12 protein-coding genes are annotated in these 13545 nt (G+C 63.3%); 4 read left to right on the top strand and 8 right to left on the bottom strand.

The window, feature by feature from the left end:
* The first annotated feature begins 118 nt into the window (after positions 1-118).
* Complete coding sequence (locus PSEST_RS19365) at positions 119-1330, top strand: aldose 1-epimerase family protein (RefSeq protein WP_015278629.1); 1212 nt, start codon at positions 119-121, stop codon at positions 1328-1330.
* Between the two features lie 499 nt (positions 1331-1829).
* On the opposite strand, the gene PSEST_RS19360 is transcribed toward PSEST_RS19365, so the two are convergent.
* The 8 genes from PSEST_RS19360 to PSEST_RS19325 form a co-directional block, all read right to left on the bottom strand.
* A complete protein-coding gene (locus PSEST_RS19360) occupies positions 1830-2042 on the bottom strand; it encodes a cold-shock protein (protein ID WP_015278628.1) in 213 nt (70 codons plus the stop codon).
* Between the two features lie 645 nt (positions 2043-2687).
* On the bottom strand, positions 2688-4634 hold the full coding sequence (locus PSEST_RS19355) for a response regulator (protein WP_015278627.1): 1947 nt from the start codon (positions 4632-4634) through the stop codon (positions 2688-2690).
* Positions 4624-5496 carry a sensor histidine kinase gene (locus PSEST_RS19350; protein WP_015278626.1) on the bottom strand — a complete coding sequence of 291 codons (873 nt, stop codon included), beginning with the start codon at positions 5494-5496 and terminating at the stop codon, positions 4624-4626. The genes PSEST_RS19355 and PSEST_RS19350 overlap by 11 nt, the downstream gene beginning before the upstream one ends.
* A complete protein-coding gene (locus tag PSEST_RS19345) occupies positions 5489-6499 on the bottom strand; it encodes an ATP-binding protein (protein WP_015278625.1) in 1011 nt (336 codons plus the stop codon). Before PSEST_RS19345 ends, PSEST_RS19350 begins: the two co-directional genes overlap by 8 nt.
* Positions 6496-6900, bottom strand: coding sequence for an ATP-binding protein (locus PSEST_RS19340; protein WP_015278624.1), 405 nt, complete (start codon positions 6898-6900; stop codon positions 6496-6498). Before PSEST_RS19340 ends, PSEST_RS19345 begins: the two co-directional genes overlap by 4 nt.
* Positions 6897-7259, bottom strand: a complete 363-nt coding sequence (locus tag PSEST_RS19335; RefSeq protein WP_015278623.1) for an STAS domain-containing protein — start codon at positions 7257-7259, stop codon at positions 6897-6899. Before PSEST_RS19335 ends, PSEST_RS19340 begins: the two co-directional genes overlap by 4 nt.
* Positions 7259-8107, bottom strand: coding sequence for an STAS domain-containing protein (locus PSEST_RS19330; RefSeq protein WP_015278622.1), 849 nt, complete (start codon positions 8105-8107; stop codon positions 7259-7261). Before PSEST_RS19330 ends, PSEST_RS19335 begins: the two co-directional genes overlap by 1 nt.
* Positions 8108-8298: 191 nt before the next feature.
* Entirely contained in the window at positions 8299-9198 is a 900-nt protein-coding gene (locus PSEST_RS19325) for a LysR family transcriptional regulator (RefSeq protein WP_015278621.1), read from the bottom strand.
* Between the two features lie 102 nt (positions 9199-9300).
* Here PSEST_RS19325 and PSEST_RS19320 point away from each other — a divergent pair, with 102 nt between their 5' ends.
* Genes PSEST_RS19320 through PSEST_RS19310 form a run of 3 tightly spaced genes read left to right on the top strand, consistent with a single transcriptional unit; the run spans position 9301 to position 13521 of the window.
* Positions 9301-10539 carry a 3-hydroxyacyl-CoA dehydrogenase gene (locus PSEST_RS19320; protein ID WP_015278620.1) on the top strand — a complete coding sequence of 413 codons (1239 nt, stop codon included), beginning with the start codon at positions 9301-9303 and terminating at the stop codon, positions 10537-10539.
* Positions 10540-10541: 2 nt separating this feature from the next.
* Positions 10542-12332 carry an acyl-CoA dehydrogenase C-terminal domain-containing protein gene (locus tag PSEST_RS19315; protein WP_015278619.1) on the top strand — a complete coding sequence of 597 codons (1791 nt, stop codon included), beginning with the start codon at positions 10542-10544 and terminating at the stop codon, positions 12330-12332.
* 25 nt (positions 12333-12357) lie between these two features.
* A complete protein-coding gene (locus tag PSEST_RS19310) occupies positions 12358-13521 on the top strand; it encodes an iron-containing alcohol dehydrogenase (RefSeq protein ID WP_015278618.1) in 1164 nt (387 codons plus the stop codon).
* Positions 13522-13545: the final 24 nt, after the last annotated feature.

Below are 13545 nucleotides of genomic sequence, written 5' to 3'. Positions count from 1 at the left end.
CCCTCATCTTGGCGTCCATGCCCGTAACCACCTTTCGTCATCGAGAAGCGCTTTGGCTTGCTAGATGAAACGTTTCAGCTACCTTGTGCAGGAGCTCATAACAACAAAGGGAATCTCCATGAAACGTTTGCAGCTTCTTTTGGGCCTGGGCGTTTGCCTGGCCACTCCGGCCATGGCCTGGGAACAGGTGCTGATCGACCACGACAAACCTGCGCAAAACTGGCGTGTCACCAGCGAGGAGCTGGGCATCGATTCGCCGATGCCGTTCTCGGTCAGCATGCGTACGTTGCACGGCGGTCGTCAGGAAGGGGTCAGCCTGATCGAAATCGATAACGGCACGATGCAAATTACCGTTGTCCCCACGCGCGGCATGAACGTGCTGGAGGCTGTAGCGGGAGAGGTGCGCCTGGGCTGGGATTCTCCGGTCGACGAGGTGGTCAACCCGGCCTTCATCGAACTCAACGGGCGCGGCGGTCTGGGCTGGCTGGAAGGTTTCAACGAGCTGGTCACCCGTTGTGGCTTCGAATGGGTCGGCCATCCCGGTGAGGACAACGGCGAACTGCTCACGCTGCATGGCCGTGCGGCCAACATTCCGGCCTCGCGCGTGGTGCTGCAGATCGACGAAAAACCGCCCTATGCCATTCGCCTACGGGGCGAGTTGCAGGAAAAGGCCTTCAAGAAGCTCGATTTCGCGGTTCTCACCGAACTCAGCACCGAGCCGGGCCGCGCGGGTTTCTCGCTGCACGACACGCTGACCAATCAGGGTGATTACGCCAAGGAGTACCAGGCGCTGTACCACACCAATTTCGGTACGCCGCTGCTGGAGGAGGGTGCGCGCTTCGTTGCGCCGGTTAAACAGGTCTCACCCTTCAACCCCCGGGCGGCGAAGGAGCTGGGTGACTGGCAGCGCTACCGCGGGCCGACCAGGGACTACGACGAGACGGTGTTCAACGTGGTGCCTTACGCGGACGCGCAAGGTGAGACCCTGACCATGCTGCATAATCGTGCAGGCAGCCTGGGCGTCAGCGTCGGCTTCAATACTGGCGAGCTGCCGGTGTTCTCGCTATGGAAAAACACCGATACCGAGCGGCAGGGCTACGTGACCGGGCTGGAGCCGGGTACCAGCTATTCCTACAACCGCCGTTATCAGCGGCCGCTCGGGCTGGTGCCGACGATCGAGCCGGGCGAGCAGAAGCACTTCCGGGTGAACTATGAACTGCTGGTCGACAGCGCCGCAGTGGACAAGGCACGCAAACGGATCGAAGCGTTGCAGGCCGGGCGCGATACGGAGACACGCAAGGCCCCGTTGGTTGATCTCAACAAGGACTAATACGCCCTCAGCCGGACCTTCATCCTGCCGGTCCCTCGTCGGGGGATCGGGTGCCAGGAAAAATCTACGCGAATGGCTGTCGATGGCTCTACTGCAGGGGTCCCGGCGCTGCTGAAGAGCCGATAGCCAGTGCGCAAGGGCATCGTGGTGCATAGGTGTAGCGAAAGGCTTACAAGGCGGTGCGACGTTCTCCACTTCTGCCAAGCGCGGCATGTAGTTAATCTACACCCACTCTGAAGCGCAGGAAGCGCTCAGGATCAGGAAGATCGACCATTGCCAGGACGGCACTCGAAGGGACTTCGGAAAGGTCAGAAAAAACCCGCTTCGGCGGGTTTTTGCTTTTTGGCCGTGTCACGTGCGTAAGCGCGGCTGGGCTTGTCCAGTTCCCACTGTTGATCGGCCACTTATCATCCTTTCAATCAGCCGAACCCATCGCCGTGCCTTTTATCACGGACGAAAAAAAGCCCCGCCGAAGCGGGGCTTTTTTATATCAGGCGTCTTAGCAGACTTGAACCTGATCGGCCTGCATTCCTTTCTGGCCTTTGGTAGCCATGAAAGAAACCGCTTGGCCTTCGCTCAGGCTTTTGAAGCCTGTGCTTTCGATTGAACGATAATGGACGAAAAGATCTTCGCTACCATTGGCCGGCGTAATAAAGCCGAAACCTTTTTCATCGTTGAACCACTTAACTGTGCCATTTTGACGAGTAGACATGAGTATCTCCAGGGTGTTTTTAAGGCTGCAGCGCTGAAGCATTCAGGGCCGAGACTGAGAAGCGAGAATCAAAACGAACCGAGGAGATGAAACAGAGAAACATCATGCCGGGTGTCGAAGTGTTAATTGCGAAGCAGTGGGGCGAATATACGCGCATATAATTATATGTACAGACTTTTCTCAAGATTAAACAGCTGTGAATCTGTTTTCTCAGACGGTCGAGCTTAATTAACTGTTATTTATCAATGCTATTGAGTTGGTGCGGCAATTATTCAGATAGCTTGAAATAAGTATCAGCATCTGGAACACGGCTTGCCGAAATACAAGCCCAAGCGCGGAGTACCCCACCGGCGACTCCGCCGCACCAGCTAGCCGATGTCCGGAACGGTGTCTGACGTCACTATGGCAAAAGGCTTACAAGAATCCCAGTTTTCGGCTCTTTAGCGTCTGCATCGATGTGATTAATCTAGCCCCACTCTGATGTGCAGGACGCGCTCAGGATCAGGATGATCGACCACGCCAGGAAGGCAGCCGGAAGGATTCGGAATGGTCAGAAAGAACCCGCTTCGGCGGGTTTTTTGTTGCCCGGCGCGAAATGCGCCAAGCGCAGGTCGAGATACGGCGGCGGATGGCCGCTCGACAACATCAGGCTTCGTCGAGCAGGCCGCGGATCTTGCTCAGCAGGTCAGCGGCTTCGAACGGCTTGAGCACGAGGTCCATGCGCTCGTCGATAAAGCCTTCGCGGCTGGCGGCGTTTTCCGCATAGCCGGTGATGAGAATCACCGGCAGCCCCGGCCTGGCCCGGCGTGCCCATTGCGCAAGTTGCCGCCCGGAGAGGCGAGGCAGTCCGACATCGGTGAGCAGCAGCTCGATCGAGGTGTCGGCCTCCAGCAGCGCCTGGGCCGTTTCAACATCGCCCGCCTGGCTGCAGCGATAACCCGCCTCGATCAGCGTTTCCGCGACCAGCATGCGCACGCTGGGCATGTCTTCAACCACCAGCACATGCTCATGGCCCGCCAGGCGGGCCGACGAGTCAGCCCCGATGGGCGACGCGACTATTGCCTCGCCGCTGGCGGCGGGTAGCAGCAGGGTGACTTCGGTGCCGACACCGAGCGTGCTGCGAATGCTCGCATCGCCCCCCGATTGCAAGGCGAAGCCGTAGATGCTCGACAGCCCGAGTCCGGTACCGCGCCCTTGCGGCTTCGTAGTGAAAAAGGGGTCGAACACCTTATCCAGAACGCCCGGCTCGATGCCCGTACCGTCATCGCCCACGCATAGACCGATATAGCGGCCAGCGGCCAGCTCCTGCGTCTGGCTGCCATCCGAGAGGAACGTGCTGATGCGGATATGTCCGCCTTCAGGCAGCGCGTCACGCGCGTTGATCACCAGGTTGAGCAGCGCACTTTCGAACTGGCTGACGTCCACACGGGCGACGGCGGGCTCGTCGGTGAAATCGAAGGTGAGCGTGATGCGCTCGCCAATCGTGCGGCGCAACAGATCTTCCAGCGAACGGATGCGCTCGTTGATGTTCAGTGCGCGGGCATCCAGCGGCTGTTTGCGGGCGAATGCCAGCAGGCGGTTGGTCAGCGACGCTGCACTGCGCGCCGAGCTGAGCGAGGCATCGGCGAATCGCAGTACGCTGTCGGCGCGACCTTCGATGATGCGCTGCTTCATCAGCTCGATACCGGTGATGATGCCGGTGAGCAGGTTGTTGAAATCGTGGGCGATACCACCGGTGAGCTTGCCCAGGGCGTCCATCTTCTGCGCCTGCAGCAGCTGCTCCTCGGTGCGCGCGCGCTCGGCCACTTCATGAGCGAGCTTGCTCGTGGTATTGGCGATTTCCTGACGCTGGGCGCGCTCGCGGTGGCGTTGCTCAGTCACGTCCTCGACGAATACCAGCCCGAGACCCGGCGTGCGGTAAGGGGATATCTGCCATTCGGTTTCACGCGTTTCGCCATTGACCCGCATCTGCAGCGGCGTGCGCCAGCGCTCGCCGGCTTGCAGATGCGCGCGCAGTTCGGCGACCAGCGCTTCCTGGCCGGGTGCGAAGACTTCGCTCAACAGCGCGGCGGCAGGGCTGGCAGCGCCGATCAGCAGTTCGAACGCGTGATTGCATTCGTGTAGCCCCAGATCGGCGTCGAGCACGGCGATGGGAGCGGCAACGTGGATGAAAATCTCGCGGAAGCGCGCTTCGCTGTCGCGCAAGGCACGCTCGGTGTCACGTACCCGCAGCAGTGTGCGCAGGGTCGCCAGCAGCACATCGGGATCGACCGGGTGGATCAGGTAGGCATCGCCGCCGGCATCGAGGCCGGTAATGATGTCGTTGGTCTCGATGGAGGCGGCAGAGACATGAATCAGCGGCAGCAGCGCGGTGTTCGGATCGGCGCGCAGTTGGCGGGCGATGTCGAAGCCGCTCATGTCCGGCAGGTTGACGTCGAGGATCAGCGCATCGGCACCGGCGACCAGCGCCAAGCCTTCGCTGCCGGTACCTGCTTCCAGTACCTGATAGCCGTGGCGCTCCAGCACCCGGCGCATCGCGTAGCGCGTGGTCGCGTTGTCATCGACGATCAGCAGACGGCTGTCACGCTCCATCGGGCTCCTCCGCCTGGATGGCAAACGGGATGATCACATAGAACTCGGAACCCTTGCCCGGCGTGCTTTCCACGCCGACCCGACCGCCGAGCAATTCGGCAAAGCGTTTGCACAGCGCCAGGCCAAGGCCGGTACCACGCAGGCGCTTCTGCAGCGGCGAGTCGACCTGGGCGAAATCTTCAAAGAGGCGGTCGTGCAGTTCGGCGGCGATGCCGATGCCGGTGTCGCTGACGGCGAACCGCACCTGCTGCGGATTCTCCATTCGCGCCGACACGCGCACTTCGCCCTGCGGAGTGAATTTCAGGGCATTGGAGATGAAGTTACGCAGGATCTGCGCGAGCTTCTTGTCGTCTGTGTAGAAGCGCGGCAGGCCTACCGGTTCCTCGAAGATAAGGTCCACCGGCGAGCCCTCGACGATCGGGCGAAACATCCCGCGCAATGCCGAGAACAGGTCGAGCATGTCGAACCAGGCCGGCGAAATGCTCACGCGACCGGCCTCGATCTTCGCCAGATCGAGCAGATCGTCGACCATCTCGCTCAGCTCGCTGGCGGCCGAGCTGACGAAGCGCACCTGCTTGTGCTGCTCCGGGCTCAGCGGACCGTCCAGCTCGTCGCTGAGCAGACGGGTGATGCTGAGTATGGAACCCAGTGGCGTGCGGAACTCGTGGCTCATGTACGAGAGGAAACGGCTTTTCAGTTCCGAAGCCTGGCGCAGCTGATCGGCCTGGGTGTCGAGCTCGGCATAGAGCGCCAGCACACCCTGGTTGGTTTCCTCAAGCTCGGCACGCAGCAACTCGTTTTCCTGACGCAACAGTTCGATGCGGGCTGCATCGCCGGTTTCCGGGAGCATAGGGTCAGCCACGAGCGACCTCCAGGTTGAGAGCCAGTACGGTCACGTCGTCGCGGCCGCGGCAGAAGTCGCGCTGCAACAGCGTGGCGATGATGGCCGGATGTCGGTGTACCAGGCCGGGATAGTCGCGCAGATTCCAGCGCGACTGCAGTCCGTCGCTGTATAGCACCAGCAGCAGCGCATCGCCCCGCGGGTAGTCGAAGACATGCGCTTTGCGAAAGCGTACGCCGACGATGCCAGGGTGCGAAGCCAGGCCGCGTGAGCCGTCGTTGCCGATCAGACTGGCGCCGATATTACCGATGCCGGCGAAACTGAGTGCCTGCCGCTGGCTGTCGAACTGCGCAATAGCCGCAGCGCCACCACGGCTGCCATTCATGGCGCGGTGCATGCTGTCGAACAGCGCGGACGGTGAAGCGAATGGATTCTCGCCAAAGGCGGTTGCACCGGTGCGTGCCGCCTGTTGCGCAAGCTCTCCGTGGCCGATGCCATCGATCACCAGCACACTGCAGCGTTGCTCGTCGAAGGCCAGGCGCCAGTCGTCGCCACATGCGCTTTCACCAGGAAACGGCTGCTGGCTGACGCCGTAGCGCCACCGCGGTGGTTGCACCGTGCGTGGGAACAGCTGGGCCAGCACAACCGAGCCGCGGGCATCGGCATAGGCATCGAACACCTGGGCCTGCCGTGCCAGGGCACCGAGACCGATGCCCTGGGTGCCACAGGTTGAATAGCCGTCGGCCAGGCATTGATTGAGATCGAAGCCGGGCCCGCGATCCACTGCGATGATCTCGACCCCGACGCCATCCTGGCCCTGAACCGCGCGCAGATGCAGCTCACCGCGTCCGGCATGCTTGAGCACGTTGCTCGCCAGCTCGGTGACCAGCAGGGCGACCCGCCCGGCATCGGTTTCATCGAAGCCGTGTTGCTCGGCCAGGCGCTGGGCGAACCGGCGCGCATGACCGATCTGGCTGTTGTCTTCGATCAGCAGGACCTGGGTGACGCTTCCCTGAACGTTCATGTCCACCGCGTGATGGTGATACGGGTGCCCACGCCGACCGTGCTGTCGAGTTCGAACTCGTCGACCAGCCGCTTGGCCCCCGTCAGGCCGAGGCCAAGCCCGCTGCCCGACGTCCAGCCATCGGTCATGGCCAGCTTGATGTCGGCGATGCCCGGGCCCTCGTCGCGGAAGGTCAGGCGCACGCCGACGCGGGTGCCGTCCTCGATCAGCTGCCAGTCCATGTCGCCACCGCCCCCGTAGACCACGGTGTTACGCGCCAGCTCGCTGACTGCGGTGACCAGCTTGGTCTGGTCGATCAGGCGCATCGCGCATTCCTGAGTCAGCTTGCGCACGGTCTGCCGCGCCAGCACGACGTCCTGTTCGAGGCGCACCGGCTGGCTGCCGCTGCTGCGCACGATCATTGCGCGGCCACGCGGGCACGCAGCAACTGCATGCCGCGCTCGACGTTCAGCGCGGTGCTGACCCCGGGCAGCTCGAGACCGAGCTCGACCAGGGTGATCGCCACGGCTGGCTGCATGCCGACTACCACAGTCTCGGCATCCATGATCCGCGAGAGGCCGGAGATGGTGCCGATCATGCGGCCGATAAAGGAGTCGACCATGTCCAGCGCGGAAATGTCGATCAGCACGGCCTTTGCCGAGGTCGCACTGATGCGCTCGGCCAGGTCGTCCTGCAGGGTCAGCGCCAGCTGGTCGTGCATGTCGACCTGGATGGTGACGAGCAGAAACTCGCCCATCCGCAGAATGGGTATGCGATCCATTAGACGGCCTTCGTCACGGTGAGGCCCGAACGGCGCAGGGCCAGGGCGAGAGCATCAGCCAGGTTGGCCTTGGTGACGATACCCTGCAGGTCCAGGCCAAGGTGCACGATGGTTTGCGCGATCTGCGGGCGTACACCGCTGATGATGCAGTCGGCGCCCATCAGGCGAATCGCGGTGACCGTCTTCAGCAGGTGCTGGGCGACCAGGGTGTCGACCGTCGGCACGCCGGTGATATCGATGATGGCGATTTCCGATCCGGTATCGACGATGCGCTGCAGCAGCGACTCCATCACCACTTGGGTGCGCTGCGAGTCGAGGGTGCCGATCATCGGCAGGGCGAGTACGCCGTCCCACAGCTTGACCACCGGGGTCGACAGCTCCAGCAGCTCTTCCTGCTGGCGCTTGATCACCTCTTCGCGGGACTTTTGGAAGGTGCGCACGGTGTACAGTCCGAGGCTGTCGATCAGCTCGGACACCGCCCACAGCTGCTCGGCGAATACCGCCGGCTCGTTGGCGTATTCGCTCTGCAGCAGGGTCATCAGCGGACGCTTGATGGCGAAGATGAAGCCGGCGGTCTGTTGCGAATCCATGCCGAGCAGCGCGCGGCTGCGCGAAAGCTTTTCCAGATACAGGCGCATGCCGTCCCAGGCCGGGCCGTTGATGTCGGCCGAGCCGTCTGCCGTTCCGCTGATCAGCTGGCGGATCAGATCAACGGTCTGCTGGGCCAGTTCTTCCGGTTTGACGTTGTGATAGCCGCCCAGATTCTGCAGGTCGGACTTCCAGCTGCTGAGCAGTTCTGACTGATTGCGAGTGATGGTGTCGAGGGTGCGTTGCAGCAGGGCCGCCATAGGTCTAGCTCCAGATTTGATTTGATCGTCCATGTTCACCATGGCGCATTAGCAAGAGTAGATATCCGCCTTGCTGGGTTGTTCCGCGCAGCGGGCGAAGCTCGGTTGCTTTGCGGGTATTTCCGACAAAGAAGCTGGGAGATGGTAGCAAATAGGTATTAACCGCAGCACATTCGATTCGATGTGCTCACTCAGGCGGGTGCCACGGCATCGATCTGCTGGATCAGCCATTGCAGTGCGGCGTCGTTCTGCCGTTGCGCGACGCTGACGATATCCAAGGCGAAGGTGCCGAGATCGAACGGCAGATCGAAGGTCTGCAGGGGCAGCAGGGTGGCGAAATAGCGCGCCAGCTGGGTCGGCAATACCGCGGCGAGGTCGCTGCTGGCGACGATATGGGCGGCCTGCAGGTAATTCGGTGTGGTGTAGACCACCTTGCGTTCAAGCCCCTGAGCTTCCAGCCATTGATCGACCATTCCGCGAGTCTGGCCGCCATGCACCCACAGATGACGCAGGCGCAGAAAGGCATCCAGATCCAGCCCCGCCTTGACCAGTGGATGCTCACGCCGCAGCGCTACCTGCAATGTCTCGCTGGCCCAGCGGCGTACATGAAAGCGCGAGGGCACATCGAGAAAGCGGCCGAGCACCAGGTCGACCTCGCCGTTGTCCAGCGCTTCGACCGGTAGCGTCGGCGTCAGGTGCTGGATCGCCAGCTGGATGCCGGGCGCATGCTCGGCCAGCCGCCGCATCAGTGCCGGCATGCAGACCAGCTCGACATAGTCGGTCACCGCGATGCGGAAACGCTGATGGCTGCGCGCCGGATCGAAGGCCTCGCCGGCGATCAGACTGTGTTCGATCTGCTGCAGCGCATGGCGGATCGGTGCTTCCAGTGCCAGCGCCCTTGGCGTCGGCTGCATGGCGCGGCCGGCGCGCACCAGCAACGGGTCGTCGAGCAGTTCGCGCAGGCGATTGAGCGCGTTGCTGACCGCTGGCTGGCTGAGCGACAGGCGCTCGGCGGCACGCGAAACGTTGCGCTCGCGCAGCAGGGCATCCAGCACGCGGAGCAGGTTGAGGTCGAAGTTGTAGATATTCATTCGGTGAATCCGAAACATCACAAGACTAAATTTCAAAAATAGTAGCGTCTTCGTCTATGGTTGGTCTCCAGTTTTTCCAGCCTTGCAACGAGGACAGCTGCAATGAGCCAAACCCGCTTCGATATCCAGACCGCCGCCGTGATCGGCGCGGGCACCATGGGCCGCGGTATCGTCATGAGCCTGGCCAACGCCGGCGTGCAGGTGCGCTGGCTGGACAACAATCCCGAGATGCTGGAACGGGCGCTGGGTACGGTGGCTGACACCTATGCGCATAACGTGCGCCAGGGCCGGATCGACGAGGCTCAGGCGGCTGCACGACGTGCCTGTATCAGCAAGGCGGCGGATTACCAGGCACTGGCCGATGTCGACCTGGTGATCGAGGCGGTCTACGAGAACCTCGAACTGAAGCAGAAGATTTTCCGCGAGCTGGACGGCATCGTGAAGCCGGCCGGCATCCTCGCCAGCAACACCTCGGCGCTGGACCTCGACGCCATTGCCGCCGTCACCAAGCGTCCGGAGCAGGTCGTGGGCCTGCACTTCTTCAGCCCGGCGCACATCATGAAGCTGCTGGAGATCGTCCGCGGCGCGAAGACTTCGAAAGCGGTGCTCGACGCGTCCACTGAGCTCGGCAAGCGCATGGGCAAGGTCAGCGTGATCGCCGGCAACTGTCAGGGCTTTATCGGCAACCGCATGCTCGCCACCTATGTGCGCGAGGCGCGGATGATGCTGCTCGAAGGCGCCTATCCACATCAGGTCGACGCTGCGCTGCAGGGCTTCGGTTTTGCCATGGGGCCGTTCCGCATGTACGACGTGGTCGGCATCGATCTGGAGTGGCGCGCTCGTGAGCTGGCTGGCAAGGGCCAGGATGAAGTGGAAGTGCAGGTCGACAATCGCCTCTGCGAGCTCGGCCGCTTCGGCCAGAAGTCGCGCATGGGCTACTACCGCTATGCCGAGGGCAGCCGTCAGGCCGAGCATGACCCCGAAGTGGATGCGCTGGTGCAGCGCGAGTCCGAGCGGCTCGGCTTTCAGCGTCGCGAGATCGGCAGTGAAGAAATCCTCGAGCGCTGCCTGCTGGCGCTGGTCAACGAGGGTGCGAAGATCCTCGAGGAAGGCATGGCCGAGTCCAGCGCCGATATCGACACCGTCTACCTCTACGGTTACGGCTTCCCGGCCGAAGTTGGCGGCCCGATGACCTGGGCCGATCGCCAGGGTCTGCCGGCCATTCGTGATCGCCTCAACGCGCTGGCCGAGCGCCACGGTGCGCACTGGCAGCCAGCCGAGCTGATCGACAGCCTGGCCACGCTCGGCGGCCGTTTCGCCGACCACAAGAAGGAGGCTTGAGCATGGAATACAAGGCTCCCCTGCGTGACATGCGCTTCGTGTTGCACGAGCTATTCGATGCCACGGCCCATTGCGAATTGCTCGGCAATGGCCTGGATCGCGAGCTGATCGACGGCGTGCTGGAAGAAGCCGCGCGCTACACCGGCGGCGAGATCGCGCCGCTCAATCGCAACAGCGACGAAGAGGGCGTGACCCTGGAAAACGGCGAAGTCCGCACCCCGCAGGGCTTCGTCGAGGCGTACAGGCAGTACGTCGACAACGGCTGGGCGAGCATGACCGGGCCGACCGAGTACGGCGGCCAGGGTTTTCCGCAATTGGTCGCCTGCAACTTCCACGAAATGCTGATGGGCGCGTCGCTGTCCTTCCGCATCTACTCCGGCCTGACCGAGGGCGCGGTGCTGGCGCTGTACAAGCACGGCAGCGACGAGTTGAAGAACGCCTATCTAGAGAAGCTGGTCAGCGGCAGCTGGAGCGGCACCATGTGCCTCACCGAGCCGCAGGCGGGCACCGACCTGGCGCTGCTGCGCACCCGGGCGGAGCCGCAAGCGGACGGCAGCTACAAGGTCAGCGGCAGCAAGATCTTCATCTCCGGCGGCGAGCACGATATGAGCGAGAACATCGTGCATCTGGTGCTGGCACGCCTGCCGGATGCACCGGCCGGGGTGAAAGGCATCAGCCTGCTCTTGGTGCCCAAGTTCATCGCCAATGCCGACGGTACGCTGGGCGAGCGTAACGCCCTGAGCTGCGGCGCCGTCGAGCACAAGATGGGCATCAAGGGCGCGGCTACCTGCGTGATGAACTTCGACGGCGCCACCGGCTGGGTCGTCGGCGCGCCCAACCAGGGCCTGGCGTGCATGTTCACCATGATGAATGACGCGCGTTTCCAGGTCGGGCTGCAGGGCCTCGGGATCGCCGAGCAGGCGTATCAGGGCTCGCTGGCCTACGCCCGCGAGCGTTTGCAATCGCGCGGACTGGCTGGCGTGCAGCACCCGGACAAACCGGCCGACCCGATCATCGTGCACCCCGATGTGCGGCGCATGCTGCTCACCCAGAAGACGCTGGTAGAAGGCAGCCGCATGCTGGCGGCTTACTGCGCCCGGCAGCTGGATCTCGAACATGGCCATCCCGAGCCGAGCCATCGCAAGGCTGCGAGCACGCGTGCGGCGTTGCTGATCCCCATCGTCAAGGCCTTCTTCACCGACATGGGCCAGGAAGTCGCGAGCCTGGGCGTGCAGGTCTACGGCGGCCACGGCTATATCCGCGAGTGGGGCATGGAGCAGCTGATGCGCGACAGCCGCATCACCCAGCTCTACGAGGGCACCAACGGCATCCAGGCGCTGGACTACATCCGTCGCAAGCTGCTCGGCGATGGCGGTGCAGAGCTTTCGGCGCTGCAGGCGGAATTCAGCGAAATCTGTGATCGGCAGATCGACCGCCCGGCGCTGCATGACATGGCCAGCAAGGTGCAGGCGCGGATCGGCGAGTGGCGCGAGCTGACTGCCGAGATCATCGCTGCCACCGGCCGCGATCCGCAGGAGATCGGCGCGGTGTCGGTGGATTTCCTGCAGTACTCGGCCTATGTCCTGTTGGCCGGGCTGTGGCTGCAGGCAGCCGGTCGTGCGCAGGACGCGCTCGAGCAGGGCAGCGCTGAAGAGGCGTTCTACCAGGCCAAGCTGGCCAGTGCGGACTTCTACCTGCGCCGCGTACTGCCGCGGGCGAGTGCGCATCGGGAAGCGATTCAGGGTGGGGCCGCGTGCCTGATGGCGCTGCCGGAAAGCGATTTCGCGTTTTGAGCTAATCCGATCACAGGAGGCACCGATGCATCCGTTCAGCTTTGCCACAACCGCGCAATTGATCTGCGAGCCCGGCTCTTCCCGCCGTTTGGCCGGTCTATGCAAGGAGCGCGGCGCGCGTTCCGTACTGGTCGTCACCGATCCGGGGATTACCCGTTTCGGCCTGCTCAATGAGGTGCTGCCTGGCTTCGAAAACGAAGGCCTGGCAGTTGCGATCTACGACCAGGTAATCGCCGATCCGCCGGAGCACATCGTCATGGCGGCGGTGGAGCAGGCCAGGGCACTGGAAGCCGATCTGATCATCGGCTTCGGTGGCGGCAGCTCGATGGACGTCGCCAAGCTGGTCGCCTTGCTGGCGCATCCGAGCTGCGCGCAGTCGCTGCAGGACATCTACGGCGTCGGCAATGCCAAGGGCCGGCGGCTGCCGCTGATCCAGGTGCCAACCACCGCCGGCACCGGCTCCGAGGTGACGCAGATCGCCATCATCACCACTGGCGAAACCACCAAGATGGGTGTGGTATCGCCACTGCTGCTGCCAGATCTGGCGCTGCTCGATGCCGACCTCACCCTTGGCCTGCCCCCAGCGGTGACCGCAGCCACCGGTATCGATGCCATGGTGCACGCCATCGAGGCCTACACCAGTGCGTTGAAGAAGAACCCCATGTCCGATCTGCTGGCCCGCGAGGCGCTGCGCCTGCTGGCCGCCAACCTCGATGAGGCGGTGCATAACGGCAGCAACCGCGAGGCGCGCCAGGCGATGCTGCTCGGCGCATGCCTGGCCGGGCAGGCATTCGCCAACGCGCCGGTGGCGGCTGTGCATGCGCTGGCCTATCCATTGGGCGGCAACTTCCATATCCCGCATGGTCTGTCGAACGCGCTGGTGCTGCCGCAGGTGCTGCGCTTCAACGTCAGCGCGGCGAGCACGCATTATGGCGAGCTGGCGCCGATCATCCTCGGCGACCGGCTGCGCACGGGTGACCCGTCGACCTACGCCGGACAGCTGATCGAGGAGTTCGAGCAGATGAGCGCCCGCGTCGGCCTGCCGACCCGCCTGCGCGACGCCGGTGTGCCGGAGGCGATGCTGCCGCAGCTGGCCAAGGAAGCGATGCTGCAACAGCGCCTGTTGGTCAACAATCCGCGTGAAGTGACTGAGGCCGATGCGCTGGCGATCTACCAGGCCGCCTATTGAGCGGCTGTCCATCAATCTGCGCAC

The organism is Stutzerimonas stutzeri RCH2 (assembly GCF_000327065.1).
In the GTDB taxonomy this organism is placed as follows: Bacteria; Pseudomonadota; Gammaproteobacteria; order Pseudomonadales; family Pseudomonadaceae; genus Stutzerimonas; species Stutzerimonas stutzeri_AE.
Note: the sequence above shows the minus strand (reverse complement) of the source record. Positions and strands in the feature narration are given on the sequence as shown.

Bases quoted from the DNA above. Each gene is read 5' to 3' on its own strand.
- PSEST_RS19360 (WP_015278628.1), bottom strand. From the start codon at position 2,042: ATGTCTACTCGTCAAAATGGCACAGTTAAGTGGTTCAACGATGAAAAA.
- PSEST_RS19345 (WP_015278625.1), bottom strand. From the start codon at position 6,499: ATGAACGTTCAGGGAAGCGTCACCCAGGTCCTGCTGATCGAAGACAAC.
- PSEST_RS19365 (WP_015278629.1), top strand. From the start codon at position 119: ATGAAACGTTTGCAGCTTCTTTTGGGCCTGGGCGTTTGCCTGGCCACT.
- PSEST_RS19320 (WP_015278620.1), top strand. From the start codon at position 9,301: ATGAGCCAAACCCGCTTCGATATCCAGACCGCCGCCGTGATCGGCGCG.
- PSEST_RS19340 (WP_015278624.1), bottom strand. From the start codon at position 6,900: ATGATCGTGCGCAGCAGCGGCAGCCAGCCGGTGCGCCTCGAACAGGAC.
- PSEST_RS19310 (WP_015278618.1), top strand. From the start codon at position 12,358: ATGCATCCGTTCAGCTTTGCCACAACCGCGCAATTGATCTGCGAGCCC.
- PSEST_RS19355 (WP_015278627.1), bottom strand. From the start codon at position 4,634: ATGGAGCGTGACAGCCGTCTGCTGATCGTCGATGACAACGCGACCACG.
- PSEST_RS19325 (WP_015278621.1), bottom strand. From the start codon at position 9,198: ATGAATATCTACAACTTCGACCTCAACCTGCTCCGCGTGCTGGATGCC.
- PSEST_RS19335 (WP_015278623.1), bottom strand. From the start codon at position 7,259: ATGGATCGCATACCCATTCTGCGGATGGGCGAGTTTCTGCTCGTCACC.
- PSEST_RS19315 (WP_015278619.1), top strand. From the start codon at position 10,542: ATGGAATACAAGGCTCCCCTGCGTGACATGCGCTTCGTGTTGCACGAG.
- PSEST_RS19330 (WP_015278622.1), bottom strand. From the start codon at position 8,107: ATGGCGGCCCTGCTGCAACGCACCCTCGACACCATCACTCGCAATCAG.